Annotated in this window: 15 protein-coding genes; 5 read left to right on the top strand and 10 right to left on the bottom strand. The window is 64.3% G+C overall.

Annotation, left to right across the window (positions count from 1 at the left end; genetic code table 11):
- The first annotated feature begins 56 nt into the window (after window positions 1-56).
- Window positions 57-368: an ATP-dependent Clp protease adapter ClpS gene (gene clpS / locus K6301_RS10195; RefSeq protein WP_247216620.1), complete on the top strand. Its 312-nt coding sequence runs from the start codon at window positions 57-59 to the stop codon at window positions 366-368.
- Window positions 369-394: 26 nt separating this feature from the next.
- Here clpS and pth read toward each other — a convergent pair whose 3' ends face one another.
- The 4 genes from pth to K6301_RS10175 form a co-directional block, all read right to left on the bottom strand.
- Window positions 395-1,108 carry an aminoacyl-tRNA hydrolase gene (pth, locus tag K6301_RS10190; RefSeq protein ID WP_247216618.1) on the bottom strand — a complete coding sequence of 238 codons (714 nt, stop codon included), beginning with the start codon at window positions 1,106-1,108 and terminating at the stop codon, window positions 395-397.
- 74 nt (window positions 1,109-1,182) lie between these two features.
- Window positions 1,183-1,932: a substrate-binding periplasmic protein gene (locus tag K6301_RS10185; protein WP_247216616.1), complete on the bottom strand. Its 750-nt coding sequence runs from the start codon at window positions 1,930-1,932 to the stop codon at window positions 1,183-1,185.
- A 22-nt stretch (window positions 1,933-1,954) separates the two neighbouring features.
- A complete protein-coding gene (locus K6301_RS10180; protein ID WP_247220577.1) occupies window positions 1,955-4,339 on the bottom strand; it encodes a putative bifunctional diguanylate cyclase/phosphodiesterase in 2,385 nt (794 codons plus the stop codon).
- A 218-nt stretch (window positions 4,340-4,557) separates the two neighbouring features.
- Window positions 4,558-5,169, bottom strand: a complete 612-nt coding sequence (locus K6301_RS10175) for a 50S ribosomal protein L25/general stress protein Ctc (RefSeq protein WP_247216614.1) — start codon at window positions 5,167-5,169, stop codon at window positions 4,558-4,560.
- Between the two features lie 229 nt (window positions 5,170-5,398).
- On the opposite strand from K6301_RS10175, the gene K6301_RS10170 reads away from it, so the two are divergent.
- Window positions 5,399-6,853, top strand: coding sequence for a hypothetical protein (locus K6301_RS10170; RefSeq protein WP_247216612.1), 1,455 nt, complete (start codon window positions 5,399-5,401; stop codon window positions 6,851-6,853).
- Here K6301_RS10170 and K6301_RS10165 read toward each other — a convergent pair whose 3' ends face one another.
- Window positions 6,854-8,038: a benzoate/H(+) symporter BenE family transporter gene (locus K6301_RS10165; protein ID WP_247216610.1), complete on the bottom strand. Its 1,185-nt coding sequence runs from the start codon at window positions 8,036-8,038 to the stop codon at window positions 6,854-6,856.
- A gap of 200 nt (window positions 8,039-8,238) precedes the next feature.
- Between K6301_RS10165 and K6301_RS10160 the strand changes: the two genes are divergently transcribed.
- From K6301_RS10160 to K6301_RS10150, 3 genes are all read left to right on the top strand, one after another.
- On the top strand, window positions 8,239-9,198 hold the full coding sequence (locus tag K6301_RS10160) for a helix-turn-helix domain-containing protein (protein ID WP_134647057.1): 960 nt from the start codon (window positions 8,239-8,241) through the stop codon (window positions 9,196-9,198).
- Window positions 9,199-9,348: 150 nt separating this feature from the next.
- Window positions 9,349-10,857: an aldehyde dehydrogenase gene (gene adh / locus K6301_RS10155; RefSeq protein ID WP_134647059.1), complete on the top strand. Its 1,509-nt coding sequence runs from the start codon at window positions 9,349-9,351 to the stop codon at window positions 10,855-10,857.
- A gap of 134 nt (window positions 10,858-10,991) precedes the next feature.
- Window positions 10,992-11,366 (top strand): DUF779 domain-containing protein, encoded by a 375-nt coding sequence (locus K6301_RS10150; RefSeq protein ID WP_247220576.1) that lies wholly within the window; start codon window positions 10,992-10,994, stop codon window positions 11,364-11,366.
- A 57-nt stretch (window positions 11,367-11,423) separates the two neighbouring features.
- Here K6301_RS10150 and K6301_RS10145 read toward each other — a convergent pair whose 3' ends face one another.
- From K6301_RS10145 to pgeF, 5 genes are all read right to left on the bottom strand, one after another.
- Window positions 11,424-12,080: a Kazal-type serine protease inhibitor domain-containing protein gene (locus K6301_RS10145; RefSeq protein WP_247216608.1), complete on the bottom strand. Its 657-nt coding sequence runs from the start codon at window positions 12,078-12,080 to the stop codon at window positions 11,424-11,426.
- 142 nt (window positions 12,081-12,222) lie between these two features.
- The gene (locus K6301_RS10140) at window positions 12,223-13,155 is read right to left on the bottom strand and encodes a ribose-phosphate pyrophosphokinase (RefSeq protein ID WP_134647063.1); all 933 of its coding nucleotides are present in this window, start codon (window positions 13,153-13,155) and stop codon (window positions 12,223-12,225) included.
- A gap of 125 nt (window positions 13,156-13,280) precedes the next feature.
- Window positions 13,281-14,054 (bottom strand): hypothetical protein, encoded by a 774-nt coding sequence (locus K6301_RS10135; protein WP_247220575.1) that lies wholly within the window; start codon window positions 14,052-14,054, stop codon window positions 13,281-13,283.
- Window positions 14,055-14,162: 108 nt separating this feature from the next.
- Window positions 14,163-15,314, bottom strand: a complete 1,152-nt coding sequence (locus tag K6301_RS10130; protein WP_247216606.1) for a M24 family metallopeptidase — start codon at window positions 15,312-15,314, stop codon at window positions 14,163-14,165.
- Window positions 15,315-15,351: 37 nt separating this feature from the next.
- Window positions 15,352-16,143 (bottom strand): peptidoglycan editing factor PgeF, encoded by a 792-nt coding sequence (pgeF, locus tag K6301_RS10125; RefSeq protein WP_247216604.1) that lies wholly within the window; start codon window positions 16,141-16,143, stop codon window positions 15,352-15,354.
- Window positions 16,144-16,206: the final 63 nt, after the last annotated feature.

Here is a 16,206-nt window from a genome sequence, read left to right as displayed (position 1 = left end):
CCTGCGGTGCACAATGAGCGCACACTGCTCGAAGCCAATGTCGTGAGGAGCTTCCGATGAGCAATGGCGACACCATCCTCGACCCGAAAACCACCACTAAGCCCAAGCTCGAAAGGCCGAAGCTCTACAAGGTGCTTCTCGTCAACGACGACTATACGCCGCGCGAATTCGTCGTGCTGGTGCTGAAGGCCGTGTTCGGCATGGCGGAGGAGACCAGCTACCGCGTGATGATGACGGCGCACAAGATGGGGACCTGCGTGGTCGTCATCTGTGCCCGCGATATCGCGGAGACCAAGGCCAAGGAGGCGACGGACCTTGCCAAGGAGGCGGGCTTCCCGCTGCTCTTCCAGACCGAGCCGGAAGAGTAGGTCTTTGCGCCTGCGCGGCGGGGACGTCAGTCGCCCTTGTTGCCGAAAAGCTTCTTCAGCATGTCGGCCATCGGGCCGCTTGTCGGCAGCGCCTTCGGCTGGGCATGGTTGCGCGCGGCGCGGATATGGGACTGGCCGGCGGGTTTCTTGGCCGGCTTGTCCTCCTCCGGTTTGCTGCCGGTGGCGAGCGCCAGCTTGTTCATGAGCTGCGAATCCTCGCCGCGCACCAGCATGTCGGCGTGGATCGCAAGCTCGTCGAGCAGCGGATCGAGCCAGGTGTGATCGGCCTTGGCGAAATCGCCGAGCACATGGTTGGTCACGAGTTCCTTCGCGCCGGGATGGCCGATGCCGAGACGCAGGCGGCGGTAATCCTTGCCGCAATGGGCATCGAGCGATTTGATGCCGTTATGCCCGCCATGGCCGCCGCCGACCTTGATGCGGGCCTTGCCGGGCAGCAGGTCCAGCTCGTCGTAGATGGCGACGATATCCTTGGGCGCGAGCTTGTAGAAGCGCATGGCTTCGCCGACGGATTCGCCTGACAGGTTCATGAAGGTCTGCGGCTTGACCAGCAGGACCTTGTCGCCGGCAAGCTCGCCCTCGGCGATTTCCGCCTTGAACTTCTTCGACCAGGGCGAGAACGGGTTCTTGCGATGGATGGCATCCAGCGCCATGAAACCGATGTTGTGGCGGTTGCCCGCATATTTCGCACCCGGATTGCCGAGGCCTGCGATGATCAGCATGGATTGCTCCGCCAAAGCATGTCGTTTCGCCTTCACCACCGCGAATGCGCGCGGAAGTCAACCATGAGCGTGTATTATTTGTGGGCGCGGGTCTGGGACGTGCGCGGGTTCGGCGGCAGGCCGTAGGCCGTAAAGATGCGGTCCTGCTCGCCGCTGACGATCAGCTTGTCAAGCTCGGCCTGCATGCGTTCGACAAGATCAAGAGGTGTATTCCTGTTGCAGGCGACGCCGTAGACCTGGCCGGCCAGCATCATGGCCTTTTCCACGGGAATGCCATCCAGCCGCATTTTCTCGTAGGTCTTGACCGAGGTCGGCATCAGGTCGATTCGGCCGCTCAACAGCTTGCGCAGGGTGACGTCGATATCGGCGGCAAGGTCGATGTCATGGAATCCGATCTGCTCCAGGGCTTCCACCGCGAAGTCGCCGCGCTGCGAACCGACCCTGAGCTCCCGCGCCTTGACGATGGTGAGGTCGTCGTAGACGGCATCCTGCCGCTTGAGCATGACCATCTGGTCCTTCAGCAGCGGCTTGATCCAGAGGAAACGGGTGGCACGGTCGCGGTTGTATCCCGTCGTGAAGACACAATGCATCGGCTGTTTTTCGGCGAGGGTCAAAGCGCGTGCCCAGGGCATGATTTCCAGCGTGTAGTCGATGCCGGCGCGCTCTGCGACGAGCGTCATCTGGTCGACCGAGATGCCGGTGATCGCGCCGGCTTTCGTATAGTTGAAGGGCGCATATTCCTCGGTGAGGAGGTGGATGGTCTGGCCGCAGGCGGAGGAGAGCGGTGCGAGTGAGAGGCCGAGCAGCAGAAAGAGTGTCTTCATCATCCTGTTCCCGGCTGGTTCCTCAGGAGGCCACTTTTTGCGTGTGTGCGTCCGATGGCGGCAGTTCGTCCAGTTTGGCGAGAAGCGCTTCGATCGGCAAGGGGCGGCTGAAAAGGTAGCCCTGGCCGAACTCGACATTCATGGCCTGGAGCATGGACCACTGCTCCTCGGTCTCGATGCCCTCGGCGACGACGGCGCAGCCCATCTGGTGCGATATGGTGCGGATGCCCTCCACGAGCATGCGGCTCTTGCGGCGCACGTCCTGCTGCTCGCTTGTCAGCGACCTGGTGAAGGACTGGTCGATCTTCACGATGTCGACCGGGAAGCGGTTGAGGTAGCTGAGCGACGAGAAGCCCGTGCCGAAATCGTCGAGCGCGATGCGGCAACCCAGGCTGGAGAGCGCATCAAGCACGGAGCGCACGACGGGATTGTCGAGCATCAGCACGGCCTCGGTGATTTCGACGACGATGCGCGAGGGTGGGAGGCCGGCCTCCATCAGGAGCGCTGCGACGCGCGAGGGCAGGGCCGTTTCGAACTGCAGCGGAGAGAAGTTCACCGCGAGATAGCTTTCGCCCAGTCCTTCCAGCTTCGAGATGGCGGACAGATGGGCAATGGCCCTGGAAAGAATGCAGTCACCGATACGGCCGATCGAGCCGTTTTCCTCGGCGATGCCGATGATGTCGGCCGGGGAGAGCAGGCCGCGTTCGGGATGGTTAAGGCGCATCAGCGCCTCGAAACCGGCGACGCGCCCGTCCGACAGCGCGACGATGGGCTGGAGGTAAGCGTCGAACCAGTCCTCGCGCAGGCCCTGTTCGATGAACTGTTCTGTTTCCAGCCGCTTGCGGGCGATATCCACCATGTCGTTGTCGAAGAGCTGGACGCCGTTCTTGCCGCCGCGCTTGCGGGCATACATGGCCATGTCCGACTTCTGCAGGAGGCAGGCGGCCGTCGTGGCGTGATCGGGGTAGACGGCGATGCCGACGCTCGCGCTGACATTCAGCTCCGCGCCGTTGATGATGAGCGGCGCGCGCATGCCCTCGACCAGCCCCTCGCTGATCTCGGTGGCGAGCCGGCAGGCGTCGGGCGCGCAGAGCAGGATGGCGAACTCGTCGCCGCCGAGGCGGGCGATGACGTCGTTGCCGTGCAACTGGCCCCGCAGGCGCTCCGCCATTTCGCGCAGCACCGCATCGCCGGTCGCATGGCCGAGATTGTCGTTGATCCACTTGAAGCGGTCGAGATCGATGAAGATGCAGGCGAGTTGCTGGCCCAGCCTGTCGGCATCGCCGATCAGGTCGTCCAGTACGAGTTCGAAGCCCTGGCGGTTGAGCAGGCCCGTCAGATGGTCCGTGATGGCCTGCCGGTGGTTGCGGTTTTCGGCGTCCTTGAGACTGGTCACATCGGTCATGACGGAAAGCGACAGCGACGGCCGTTCGTCGCCTGTCGCCATGTCCGTTTCTAGGATGAGAACGTCGATCACGCTGCCGTCGGCGCGCCGGAAGCGCAGGGTGACCTCGCAGATGCCATTCCCTTCCGTCTGCGCGAGATGGCGATGGTTATAGGTGTCGCGGCAATCCTCTACGAGAAAATCAGTGAAGGCGCGGCCGATCACATCGTCGCGGGTATAACCGGTGGCCGTCAGCCAATAGTCGCTCACGGCGGTGATGCGGCCTGTCGCATCGATGGAGAACAGCATGGCCGGGGTGAGATTGTAGATTTCCGTCGTCCGTGCGTGGGCAAGCTTCAGCTCGGCCTCCTCGCGTTCGAGCTGGCTCTGCATCTCGTTGAAGTTATGCGCGAGCGCGCCCATCTCGTCCTTCGAGGTCCAGTCGACATGATGGCGCGAGCCCAGGCGGCGCGTCGCCTCGATTGCCGCCGTCAGGCGCATGAGCGGGCGTATGATGGTGATCCGGTTGCCGATGATGGCGGCGGTGAAGAGCGTCGCGACGGCGAAGAAGAAGATGGCGAAGATCGCCATCTCGTCCTTGCTGAAGCGGGAAAGCAGGCCCTGCTTTTCCAGCCAGATTTCCGCCGTGCCGACCTTCTTGATGCCGTCGCTGGCCCGGTAGAGGATGTCCGCATTGACGACGGAGCGGGCGTCCTCGATGGCGGGTCGGTCCGCCGGCCGGCTGATGTCGATCATCTCGGCGGTGTCGCGCACGCGCACGAAGCTGATGTCGGCATTGCCTTCCAGGGATGCGACGATCTGGGCAACGCTGTCGAGATCGAAATCCCACACCGGCTTTCCGAGTGTTTCGACATTGGCCCTGAGCAGGGCTTCGGTGCTTTCCGTTCGTTCGCGGGCGACGCGGTCGGACGACAGGATGAGAAAGAGGACGAAAAGCGGTGCGACGAAAACCAGGAGCGCACCGATAACGATGGCAATGAACCGGCTCTCCACCGAATGCATCTTCATGCCGGTTGCTCCCCCGCCGGTCCGCGAAGCCCGCCCGTTATGTCTTTGGCTTTCGTCATGCCGATCAGCGTTTCACCAAAAACTTAAAGGTTGCTGAAATATCCGTCCGTAAAAGTGCCGATAATTCAAACTTGCCAGATGTTTGAGCCAAAGAAAAACCCCGCCTCCTGGGGAGACGGGGTTTTCTATTAGAGGCTGCTTTCGAGAAAAGCTTATTCCTCGGTCGCTTCCACTGCTTCTTCTTCTTCAACGCCGGCAGCCGGGACAGCGATCGTCGCGATCGTGAAGTCACGGTCGGTGATGACCGGGCTCGTGCCCTTCGGCAGCTTGATGTTGGAGATGTGGATGCCGTCGCCGACCTTGAGGCCGGTGAGGTCTGCCGTCAGCGAATCCGGAATGTCGCCGGCCAGAGCATGCAGCTCGACAGCGTGGCGAACGATGTTCAGGACGCCGCCAGCCTTGATGCCCGGGGACTTCTCTTCGTTGATGAAGTGAACCGGAACTTCAACGACGACGTGGGTGTTGCCCGAGACGCGCAGGAAGTCGACATGCATGGTGAAGTCGCGGACCGGATCGAGCTGGTAGTCCTTCGGGAGAACCTTGATCTTCTCGCCGTTGACGTCGATCGTGGCGACGGTCGTCTTGAAGCCGCCGGCGTAGATGCGCTGGGTGACGTCCTTCGTGGAGATGGCGATAGCGAGGGGGGCCTGCTTCTCACCATAGATGACTGCCGGAATGAGACCGTTGCGGCGAAGTTCACGGGAGGACCCCTTACCAACCCGTTCGCGCGTTTCGGCCTTAAGCTCGTAGGTATCGTTGCTCATGGCAAAACCTTTCATGTGTTACTGGAGAGTTTTCCCCGGCAGGCGTCTTCGCCGGCCGCGCAAAACTTGAGGATTTCGTGAAAGCCTCATCCGCGTTGCCTCCAAGGGTGTCTACGCGGACGGGGCTCGATAAACGAGAATCCCCGGAAATGCAAGGCCGCGACCGGATTGACACATCCCCGCAGTATATGGAAGTTCCGCCCAGTTCGTTTTTGGCAAGGAGACCATGATGATAAGACAGACCCTGATGGCTTCGGCCGCTGTTGCGCTCGTTTGTGCCGGCACGGTCCATGCCCAGGAGGTTTCGGTGTCCGAGGCCGCAAACATCCAGAAGCGCCTGACGCATTACCTGCCGAAGGACCTGGTCGATGCCGGCATGGTCACGGTCCGGGCCGCGACGTCTTTCTATGAATTGCGCTTCGATCCCGCACCGCTTTTGGCAAAGGCGAAGGACGGAGCGCTCAATGTCGAAGGCCTGAAGCCGATGGTTTCCCATCTGCGGCCGATGCCCGAGGGGACCTACCGCATCGAGTCGAATGACAGCCTCGACATCAAGGGCACGATCGACACGCCGGCGGACCCCATGTCCTTTTCCTACGTGCTCGACTCCATGAAGCTCGACGGGATCTATGACCCGGAGATCCTGTACTTTACCTCGGCCGACTGGTCGGCCAACAAGATCGCCTTCTCCAGCGTCACGCCCAAGGAAAGCGTTTCGGCGACCTTCGGCCAGTCGGTGATGTCGATCGCCGCGGAGAAGAAGAGTGCCGACACGCTCGACATTTCCACGAAGGGCGTCATGCAGGCCTTTGCGGAGACCATCACCAGCAAGGATTCCGGCAAGGTGGATATCAGCGCCGACAAGGTGGATATCGACGTCAGCATGGACGGTGCACGCTACAAGACGGTGCAGGACATTGTCTTCTTCATCCTCGACAACATCGACAAGCCTCAGCTCGACCCGCCTGAAACCGCGCGTCTCAAGCAGCTCCTTCGCGATTCCCTTCCGGTCTTCGACAATCTGAAAGAGACGATCCACGCTTCCAATGTTGCCATCGGCACGGACAAGGGAAATTTCGGCGCCGATGGTCTCGTCTATAACATCGACATGAATGGCGTCGCCCATTCCACGCGTGTCGGCTTCGGCATCGATATCGATAAGCCGCGGCTTCCCGCCGGTGTGGTGCCCGCGGCCTTCGAGAGCGCGGTGCCGGAACACGCGACCTTCAAGATGGCCGTCGCCAATCTCGACCTTGCCGGCGCCGTCACCTACATGCTCGACCATGGCGACTTCTCCAAGAAGGAGCCGTTCACCCCTGAGCAAAATGCCGAACTCGGCCGCATCGTGCTGCCGGACGGCATGATGACGTTCGAGCTCGAGGATGTCTCGGCTGTTTCGCCGATCTATGACGTGCGCCTCACCGGGACGATGCAGGTCCATATCGAGGACAAGGACCGCCGCAAGGCCGACCTGACGCTGACGATGCGCAAGTTCGACGAGACGGTTGCCTACCTCCAGAAGAATGCGGCGATCGTTCCGGAATTCGGCCAGGCCTCCTTCGGGCTCCTGATGATGAAGGGCCTGGCGCGCGATGCGGGCGACGGGGCACAGGCCTGGGATGTCACGGTCGGCGAGGACGGCAAGGTGCTGATCAACGGCCGCCCGTTGCCGTTCCAGCCGTAATCAACGCCGGCGCAGGGCCATGAGATGGGCGAGGCCGAGCATCAGCCCACCCGCCAGCAGGCCCCAGAAGGCGCCGGAAATGCCGAGGAAAGAAACGCCTGAGGCGGTGACGAGGAACGTCACCGCCGCGGCTTCGCGACCCTCCGGCTCGCGGAAGGCGTTGAGCGCGGAAGCGGCAAAGGCGCTGATCAGCGCAAGGCCGGCGACGGCCTGGATGAGGATCGGCGGGGCCAGCGCGACGAAGGCCGTGACCGCACCGGCCGCCAGCCCGAAGATCACATAGAAGGCACCGGCATTGATCGCCGCCCAGTAGCGTTTCGCCGGGTCCGGGTGTGCATCGCTGCCCGCGCACATGGCAGCGGTGATGGCGGCCAGATTGACGGCATGGCCGCCGAAGGGCGCGGAAAGCAGCGAGAACGCGCCCGTCACGGCAAAGAGCGGCCCGGGTTTCGGCTCGTAGCCGTTGACCTTCAGCACGGCGATGCCCGGAATGTTCTGCGAGGCCATGGTGACGATGAAGAGCGGCAGGGCGATGCCGACCAGCCCGGCCATGGTGAAGGATGGCGCGACGAGTTCGGGCTTCGGCAGAAGCGATGCGGCAAGGCCGCTCAAGGCGCCGTCCGGGATGTCGACGCCGAAGGCCAGCACCGCGATGAAGGCGACGAGTGCGGCCGGCACGGCGTAAAGCCGGTTGATGCTGCCGACGATCGCCCAGGCGAACACGATCGGCAGGCCGAGCAGCGGATCGAAGGCGATGGCTTTCACCGGGGCGAAGCACAGGCCGATCAGCACGCCCGCCAGCATCGCATTGGCGAGCGTCGCGGGAATGGCGGCGACCATGCGGCCGAGTGGCTTCCACAGGCCGGCGATGACGATCAGCAACGCACAGATGATGAAGCCGCCCACCGCCGTCGAGAAACCGCCTTCGATGGCGCCTGACGTCGCGAGCAATGCAGCGCCGGGCGTCGACCAGGCAATGGATACGGGCAGCTTCGTCGCGACGCTGAGCACGATGGCGCACAGGCCCATCGAGACGGAGAGCGCCATCAGGCCGGAGGCGGCTTGCGCCTCGGTGGCGCCGACCCCGATGAGACCATGCAAAACGACGGCGAAGGAACTGGCGAAACCGACAAAGGCAGTGAGTAGACCCATGAAAAGGGCTTGGGCGGAAAAATCGCGAAACATGGCAGGATCGATGCTGGAAAAGGATATGCACTGGTAACAGGCGGCGGGACGGTTGGAAACAGCCTTGTTGTGCGGCTCCCCGCTGCCCATATCCGTGTTGAACCTTCGTTCCGCTGGACCTTTCGCTGCAAACGGTTCTATAGTTCGCGGCATTGTATTCCAGTGCGACGGTCGGTCGGAAGCTTTCGGGAGGAGAGCCGATGCCTGTGCGTTTCGATCACGCGGATCATGTCCAGACCGTGGTGGCTCATGCCTCGGCGGCTGCGAATTCACCCGTTGCGGCGTCCTGGCGGCGTTGCCTGACGCTGCATGGGCTGTCGCCGGAAGAGGCGCGCGTGCCGTGGCGGCTGACGGAGAGCGAGTTCCGGCAGGCCCGGTCGCGCTCCAGCGATCTTATCGAGGAAGCGCGCGGCGAAATCGACCGCCTGTTCGCCACCGTCGGCAAGGCCGGCTGCTGCCTGCTCCTGACCGACGAGAACGGCATTGCGCTGGAACGCCGCGGCGCCGCCGGGGACGACCGCGATTTCCGCGGCGTCGGCCTCTGGTCGGGTACGGTGTGGAGCGAGGCGAGCGTCGGAACCAACGGCATCGGCACCGCCCTTGCCGACGAGCGCGCGGTCCTCATCCTGCGCGACCAGCATTTCCTGTCGCAGAACACCCGGCTTTCCTGCACCACGGCGCCGATCCGCGACCATACGGGCCGCATTGCGGCCGCCATCGATATTTCCACCTGCCGCGACGACGCCAACGAGATGACCATGTCGATCCTCTCGCAGGCCGTACGCGATGCCGCCGCACGCATCGAGGCCGGGCTGTTCCGGCGGGCCTTCTCCGCAGCCCGCATCCTGCTCGTGCCCGTGGAGGGCAGGGCCTCGCCGGCGCTCCTGGCCGTCGACCGGGACGATCTGGTGCTCGGCGCGACACGCGCGGCCCGCCAGGTGCTGGGGCTCGACGACCGGCGCATCGCCACCGGCATTGCCGCCTCCGACCTTCTGAAAGAGGATCGCGTGGAGGAGGGCCGGGACCTCGACGATGCCGAGCGCGCGGCGCTACGCCGCGTGCTGACGCGTGCCGGCGGCAATGTCAGCCATGCGGCCGACCTGCTTGGAATCAGCCGGGCGACGCTCTACCGGAAGATGAAGAAGCTCTCGATCAACTGATGCTGCGGCGCAGCACAGCCTGTCGCATTGCCCTGTCTCAATTCTGAAACAGTCGCGCCGGCCATCGGCGCCGTCGACCTATCGCGAAAGGGCAAAGCACCGCACCATTCCTCCCACGGCCCATCCGGGCCCTTCATGGGAGGAATGACAATGCTGCATCAGAAGATCGTCGAGAATCCGTACAAGGCGAAGTACGGCAACTTCATCGGTGGTGAGTGGAAGGAGCCCGTCGCGGGCCGCTACTTCGACAACATCACGCCGATCACCGGCGGCAAGCTCTGCGAGGTCGCCCGCTCGGACGCTGCCGATATCGAGCTGGCGCTCGACGCCGCCCACGCCGTCAAGGACAAGTGGGGCCGCACCTCTTCGACGGAGCGCGCCAATATCCTGATGAAGATCGCGCAGCGCATGGAGGACAACCTGGATCTGCTTGCCCGCGCCGAGACCTGGGACAACGGCAAGCCGTTGCGTGAAACGATGGCCGCCGACATTCCGCTCGCCATCGACCACTTCCGCTATTTCGCCTCGTGTGTGCGCGCGCAGGAAGGCACGATCGGCGAAGTCGACCACGATACGATCGCCTATCACTTCCACGAGCCGCTCGGCGTCGTCGGCCAGATCATTCCCTGGAACTTCCCGATCCTGATGGCCGCCTGGAAGCTTGCGCCGGCGCTTGCCGCGGGCAACTGCGTGGTGCTGAAGCCCGCCGAGCAGACGCCGTCCTCGATCCTCGTCTGGGCCGAGCTGATCGGCGATCTCCTGCCGGCCGGCGTGCTCAACATCGTCAACGGCTTCGGCCTGGAGGCCGGCAAGCCGCTCGCCTCCAACCCGCGCATCGCCAAGATTGCCTTTACCGGCGAGACGACGACCGGCCGCCTGATCATGCAATATGCCAGCCAGAACCTCATTCCGGTCACGCTGGAACTGGGCGGCAAGTCGCCGAACATCTTCTTCGCCGATGTGATGAACGAGGACGACGACTATCTCGACAAGGCGCTGGAAGGCTTTGCGATGTTCGCGCTCAACCAGGGCGAAGTCTGCACCTGCCCGAGCCGCGCGCTCGTGCATGAAAAGATCTACGACCGCTTCATGGAAAAAGCCATCAAGCGCGTCGAGAAGATCGTGCAGGGCAATCCGCTCGACACGGCGACGATGATCGGCGCGCAGGCGTCGTCCGAGCAGCTGGAAAAGATCCTGTCCTATATCGACATCGGCCGGCAGGAAGGCGCGGAAGTGCTGACCGGCGGCGGCCGCAACGATCTCGGCGGCGATCTGGCCGGCGGCTACTACGTCAAGCCGACCGTCTTCCGCGGCAACAACAAGATGCGCATCTTCCAGGAGGAAATCTTCGGGCCGGTCGTATCGGTCACGACCTTCAAGGACGATGCGGACGCGCTCGCCATCGCCAACGACACGCTCTACGGCCTCGGCGCCGGCGTGTGGAGCCGCGATGCCAACCGTTGCTACCATTTCGGCCGTGACATCCAGGCGGGCCGCGTGTGGACCAACTGCTACCACGCCTATCCGGCGCATGCCGCATTCGGCGGCTACAAGCAGTCGGGCATCGGCCGCGAGACGCACAAGATGATGCTCGACCACTACCAGCAGACCAAGAACATGCTGGTCAGCTATTCTCCCAAGGCGCTTGGCTTCTTCTGAGCCGACGCCGGCCTTCTCCTACCCCCCGGGGAAGGCAACCGCAGGGCAGGGCGCTTTCTCCGTGACCTGCCTCCTCCCTCTCTCCGGGTTTCCGGAGGGAGGGAAACCTGTTTCGGGAGGCTGCGATGCCAGACATGCCAGAAGCCATGACCGAGCCGCGGGTCGTCGCGACCGATGCGGCGCTTGCGCTCATCCGGGAAATCCAGGCGGATTATCCCGATATCCTCTTCCACCAGTCGGGCGGCTGCTGCGACGGTTCGTCTCCCATGTGCTATCCGGCGGACGATTACATCGTCGGCGACCGTGACGTGAAGCTCGGGGAAATCGGCGGCGTGCCGGTCTATATCAGCGAGAGCCAGTTCGACGTGTGGAAGCACACGCAGCTCATCATCGATGTCGTGCCCGGCCGCGGCGGCATATTCTCGCTCGATAACGGACGGGAGAAACGCTTCCTCACCCGCTCGCGCCTGTTCGGCGGTGGCGAGGCCTGCCCGCTGCCGCCGCGCTGAGCGCGAAAAAGCCCCGCCTTGCGGGCGGGGCGTGCTGTCTGTCGCCTCAGGCCGTGATCAGTAAGCCTGGCATTCGCCGGGCCGGACCACGCGATAGCCGGCGGCATCGGCCGAGCAGGAATTGCCGAAGGTCTTCAGGTCGCGGCCGCGCTGGGCGCAGACCGGGTTGTATTCCATCGTGCACATGCGCTGGCCGCCGCCGCTGCCGCCGCCGACATTGCCACCGCTCCAGTCGTTGTCACGGTCACGGCCCGGGCGGTCGCGTCCGCCGCCGTCGCCCCACTGGTCGCCCGGCCGGCCGAACTGGCACTCGCCGCGGCCCATGATGTCATAGCCGCTCTTGCGCGCCTCGCAGGCGTTGGCGAAGGTCTGGCGATCGCGTCCCCGCGCGCCGCAGACCGGCGCATATTCGCGCGTGCAGGCACGATCCGGATCGGGATAGGGCTCCGGACGGCCGCCTTCGCGACGGCACTCGCCGGGGCCGGCGACACGGTAGCCGCTTTCGCGTGCCTCGCAGGCATTGGCGAAGGTCTGGAGATCGCCGCCGCGTGCGCCGCAGACCGGGCGGTACTCCCGCGTGCAGGCCTGCGGGCCGGGGCGGTAACCCCCGCCGCCCTGATCGACGTCGACCTGGCAGGCTGCGAGCGTGCCGGCCGCAAGAAGAATGGCAATGCGTCCGGCAAGCCGGCGAAGGAAAGGCGACGTCACGGTCATGGACTCCTCCTGTGAGACTGATGGAACCTAGCGCAGATTCGGCGGACGCAAAATCGGGTTCTGCGCGCAAAGACGCCGGAGACGCAAAGGCCCGCGCAACCGGATGCCGGTGCGCAGGCCTGAAGGAGAGAGGGGAGCCGTATCAGTCGAAGAGGCTGGAAACGGATTCTTCCGCGCTCGTGCGGTTGATCGCCTCGCCAAGCAGGTTGGCGGTCGAGATGACGCGGATATTGTGCGCGGACTGCACGGCCGTGGTCGGCTGGATCGAGTCGGTGATCACGAGCTCCTTGAGCTTCGACGAGGTGACGCGGGCAACCGCGCCGCCCGAGAGCACGCCATGCGTGATATAGGCGGTGACGCTGGTCGCACCGTTCTTCAGCAGCGCTTCGGCCGCGTTGCAGAGCGTGCCGCCGGAATCGACGATATCGTCGATCAGCAGACAGTCCTTGCCGGTCACGTCGCCGATGACGTTCATGACCTCGGACTCACCGGCGCGCTCGCGGCGCTTGTCGACGATCGCCAGCTGGCAATCGAGCCGCTTGGCGAGCGCACGCGCGCGCACCACGCCGCCGACGTCGGGCGAGACGACCATGACGTTTTCGAGATTGTAGTTTTCCTTCACGTCGCGCGCCAGGATCGGCACGGCGTAGAGGTTGTCGGTCGGGATATCGAAGAAGCCCTGGATCTGGCCGGCATGCAGGTCCAGCGTGAGCACGCGGTCGGCGCCGGCTTCGGTGATCAGGTTGGCGACGAGCTTGGCGGAGATCGGCGTGCGCGGACCCGGCTTGCGGTCCTGGCGGGCATAGCCGAAATAGGGGATCACGGCCGTGATGCGGCGCGCCGAGGAGCGGCGCATGGCATCGATCATGATCAGCAGTTCCATCAGGTGGTCGTTGGTCGGGAAGGACGTGGACTGGACGACGAAGACGTCCTCGCCGCGTACATTCTCCTGGATTTCAACGAAGATTTCCTGGTCTGCGAAGCGTCTGACCGTGGCGCGGCCAAGCGGAACATTCAGATAATTGCAGATCGCTTCGGCCAGAAGCCGGTTCGAATTGCCCGCGAAAACCTTCATTTATGGTCCGCCTGTTATTCTGCTGATGGGGGGCCTTTAAGCGGCAAAAACTGCGAATGCAAGGCCCCAAGGGGCTCGAAAAAGCGATTCTTCGCATTTCGCTGTGATTTACCGTTTCGAGGGTCTTAACCGGGCGCGGCGTCGCGCCAGTCGAGATACTGGCGAATGGTTTTCTGCGCGATGGCCTCCATCGTCCGCGGGGGGACAGCCGCCCAGGGATCGGATTCCGTGCCATCGACGCTTTCCTGGCCCTGGATGCGATGCAGCCGCGCGCCGGAGCCGTCCAGCACGTCCCAGACATAGATGACGGTGGTCTTGCCGGCGTCGTTCATCGCCGAGAAATAGCCCTTGAGGATATGGTTTGCCGAAGTGTCGGAGGCGCTGCGGATCGTCAGCCCGCTCGAGCGGGCTTCGGCCCCCAGCCGTTTGGAGAGCGGCGTCACGGCCTGCACCGGCGCACCGATGATCGGCAGGAAACGGATCGTCTCGCCGCCCGCGGCCTTGGCCGGCGGAAGCGCCGCAAGCTCTTCCGCGCCTTCGGATGTCTCCGCCGCAAGCGAACGCTGCGCGGCCGTGCGGCTCAGTTCCGCTTCCGTCGTCGAGACGCTTGCGCCGCCCTGGTTGCGCGCAAGCGCATCGGCCTGGCCCTGAAGGGTGCCGGCCGTATCCGCGCCGGTCGAGCCGCCGCCGACGCCCGGCGAGGCGAAAGCTGTTTCCGCGGACGTGCCTGCCACCGGACCGGTATCGGCGCTCATCCGGTCGAGGTCGCTCTGGGTGACCGGCGGCGAATTGAAATTTCCCCCGACATCGGCGCGCGGGATCAGCGCATCGGTGCTGTTGCAGCCGGCCAGGATTGCCATGAGGCCGATCAGTGCCAGCCGCTTGTTCAGCTTCTGCATCGTCATCGTCCGTGTCCTGCGGAGGTGGTGCCCTCCGTTCCCCGCATCGAGTTATGCGGGATGGCTCCGGGCCCTGTCAATTACAGGATGTTGCCGGTGAAAACCCCGTCAGACCTCGATGAAGTCGAGCCCGTAGCGCGACAAGGCTTTTGGCGTGTCGGTCGTCGTCAGGTATGTCTGGCCGAGCGTCATCGCGGTGCAGCTGTCGGAATCGAACAGCAGCGTGTGCACGAACAGCGACATGTTCGGCTCGATCTCCTGCGGATTGCCGAGCAGGAAGGACTGATGGTCCATCCACGAAGGGGCAAAACGCGCGCCGACGGAATAACCGCACGTGTTGAGCCGGTGGCGCGCAAGGCCGCGCTCGTCGATGAGCCGGGTGAAGGTCTCGAAGACCGTGCCGAACGTGTTGCCGGGCCGAAGCACCATTTCCATCGCCTGCAAGGCCTCGCGGCAGGCGCTGTAGAGCTCGCGGTGGCGGCTGGTCGGCTCGCCGACGATGGCCGTGCGCATCATCGGCGCATGATAGCGTGCGCTCACACCGGACCATTCCAGCGTCAGCTGATCCTGCGCATCCAGCCGGCGCCGGCCGGATTTCGACCGGCAGAGCAGGGCGTCGGCGCCCGAGCCGATGACGAATTCATTGGCGGCATAATCGCCGCCGCCGGTCAGCACGGCATTCTGCAGTGCAGCGAGGATCGCCGCTTCGTCGGCGCCGGCGGCGATCAGCGGGCGCGCGGCATCGAGCGCATCGTCGGACAGGGCCGCGGCGCGCTCGACATAGGCGATCTCCGCCGGGCTCTTGATGAGCCGCAGGCGGCTGACGAGGCCGGACGCATCGACGATCTCGCCGAAGCTCTGGAGCTGGTTGTCGAGCAGGCGGGTGTTGCGGCCCGTCAGCCCGTGCGTATCGTATTCGATGCCGATGCGGCAGCCGAGCAGGTCGAGGTCCGAAAGCAGGTTCTTCAGGTCCATCGTCGGGTCCGCATTGACGCGGTCGACCCAGATCTCGATCTTTTCGATATTGGAGGTGTGGCGGGCCTGGCGCAGGTCGGCCGAGCGCGTGAGCAGCACCATGCTGCCATCGGCCTTCACGACGAGCGTCTGGAAGAAGCAGTAGCCGAAGGTATCATAGCCCGTCAGCCAGTACATGCTCTCCTGCGCAAAAAGCAGGACGGCGTCGAGCTTGTCCTCCCGCATGCGGGCGGTGAGCCGCTGGAGCCGGTTGGCGTATTCCTCGCTGTCGAAGTGAAGTGCCATGGCGGTGTCTCCCTCGTCTTCGTCTGTTGTTTGCGCTTCAGCCCGCGATCATGATCGCCGAAATCTGGCGGCCGTAATCGGGCTCCTGCCGGTGCGTGGTGCGCCGATAGGAGAAGAAGCGATCTTCATCGGGATAGGTGCAGATGTCGAGATTTTCGGCCGTCACGCCGGCGTCGTTGAGGCGCTGCGTGGTGAAGGCCGGCAGGTCGAACATGCTGTGGCCGGGTTTCTCCGAAGGCGTGAAGTAGCGGCCGTAAGCCGGATCGACGGCCAGGAAACGCTCCACGAATTCCGGGCCGACCTCGTAATTCTGCCGGCCGATCGAGGGGCCGAGGCTGGCGACGATGGCCTCACGGCGTGCACCGAGCGCCTCCATGGCGGCGATGGTGTTCTCCAGCACGCCGAAGAGCGCGCCCTTCCAGCCCGCATGCGCCGCACCCACGATGCGGGCCTCCGGATCGCAGAACAGGATCGGGCCGCAATCGGCCGCGAGAACGCCGAGCACGACGCCGGGCGTGGCCGTGACGAGCGCATCCGCTTGCGGGCGGCTGCCGTCATAGCCGGCATCGACGGTCACGACATCCGGCGAGTGGATCTGGTGCACCGTCGCGAGCCGGTCCGGTTCGACGCCGAACCAGCGGGCGACACGGGCGCGATTCTCCTGGACGTTTTCTCGCGCGTCGTTCGAGCCGAGGCCGACATTGAGGCCGCGATAGATGCCTTCCGAGACGCCGCCGGCGCGCGTGAAGAAGCCGTGGCGCACCAGGTCTCCGGCGCGTTCGGCGATCAGCGGGCTCTGGATCGGGGAGGGAAGCGCTTGGTCCTTCATGGTCTCTCGGCTGGGCTTGGAGGGGCCGCCAGGCAAGGAACTCGGCCGGGGCATGCGGGGTGC

This window comes from Shinella oryzae (genome assembly GCF_023038235.1).
Lineage (GTDB): Bacteria > Pseudomonadota > Alphaproteobacteria > Rhizobiales > Rhizobiaceae > Shinella > Shinella sumterensis.
This window is presented reverse-complemented; position numbering and strand designations above follow the sequence as displayed.

What these genes read in the sequence shown, in the direction of transcription:
- clpS (WP_247216620.1), top strand. Translation starts at nt 57, where the DNA reads ATGAGCAATGGCGACACCATCCTCGACCCGAAAACCACCACTAAGCCC.
- pth (WP_247216618.1), bottom strand. Translation starts at nt 1,108, where the DNA reads ATGCTGATCATCGCAGGCCTCGGCAATCCGGGTGCGAAATATGCGGGC.
- K6301_RS10185 (WP_247216616.1), bottom strand. Translation starts at nt 1,932, where the DNA reads ATGAAGACACTCTTTCTGCTGCTCGGCCTCTCACTCGCACCGCTCTCC.
- K6301_RS10180 (WP_247220577.1), bottom strand. Translation starts at nt 4,339, where the DNA reads ATGCATTCGGTGGAGAGCCGGTTCATTGCCATCGTTATCGGTGCGCTC.
- K6301_RS10175 (WP_247216614.1), bottom strand. Translation starts at nt 5,169, where the DNA reads ATGAGCAACGATACCTACGAGCTTAAGGCCGAAACGCGCGAACGGGTT.
- K6301_RS10170 (WP_247216612.1), top strand. Translation starts at nt 5,399, where the DNA reads ATGATAAGACAGACCCTGATGGCTTCGGCCGCTGTTGCGCTCGTTTGT.
- K6301_RS10165 (WP_247216610.1), bottom strand. Translation starts at nt 8,038, where the DNA reads ATGTTTCGCGATTTTTCCGCCCAAGCCCTTTTCATGGGTCTACTCACT.
- K6301_RS10160 (WP_134647057.1), top strand. Translation starts at nt 8,239, where the DNA reads ATGCCTGTGCGTTTCGATCACGCGGATCATGTCCAGACCGTGGTGGCT.
- adh (WP_134647059.1), top strand. Translation starts at nt 9,349, where the DNA reads ATGCTGCATCAGAAGATCGTCGAGAATCCGTACAAGGCGAAGTACGGC.
- K6301_RS10150 (WP_247220576.1), top strand. Translation starts at nt 10,992, where the DNA reads ATGCCAGAAGCCATGACCGAGCCGCGGGTCGTCGCGACCGATGCGGCG.
- K6301_RS10145 (WP_247216608.1), bottom strand. Translation starts at nt 12,080, where the DNA reads ATGACCGTGACGTCGCCTTTCCTTCGCCGGCTTGCCGGACGCATTGCC.
- K6301_RS10140 (WP_134647063.1), bottom strand. Translation starts at nt 13,155, where the DNA reads ATGAAGGTTTTCGCGGGCAATTCGAACCGGCTTCTGGCCGAAGCGATC.
- K6301_RS10135 (WP_247220575.1), bottom strand. Translation starts at nt 14,054, where the DNA reads ATGCAGAAGCTGAACAAGCGGCTGGCACTGATCGGCCTCATGGCAATC.
- K6301_RS10130 (WP_247216606.1), bottom strand. Translation starts at nt 15,314, where the DNA reads ATGGCACTTCACTTCGACAGCGAGGAATACGCCAACCGGCTCCAGCGG.
- pgeF (WP_247216604.1), bottom strand. Translation starts at nt 16,143, where the DNA reads ATGAAGGACCAAGCGCTTCCCTCCCCGATCCAGAGCCCGCTGATCGCC.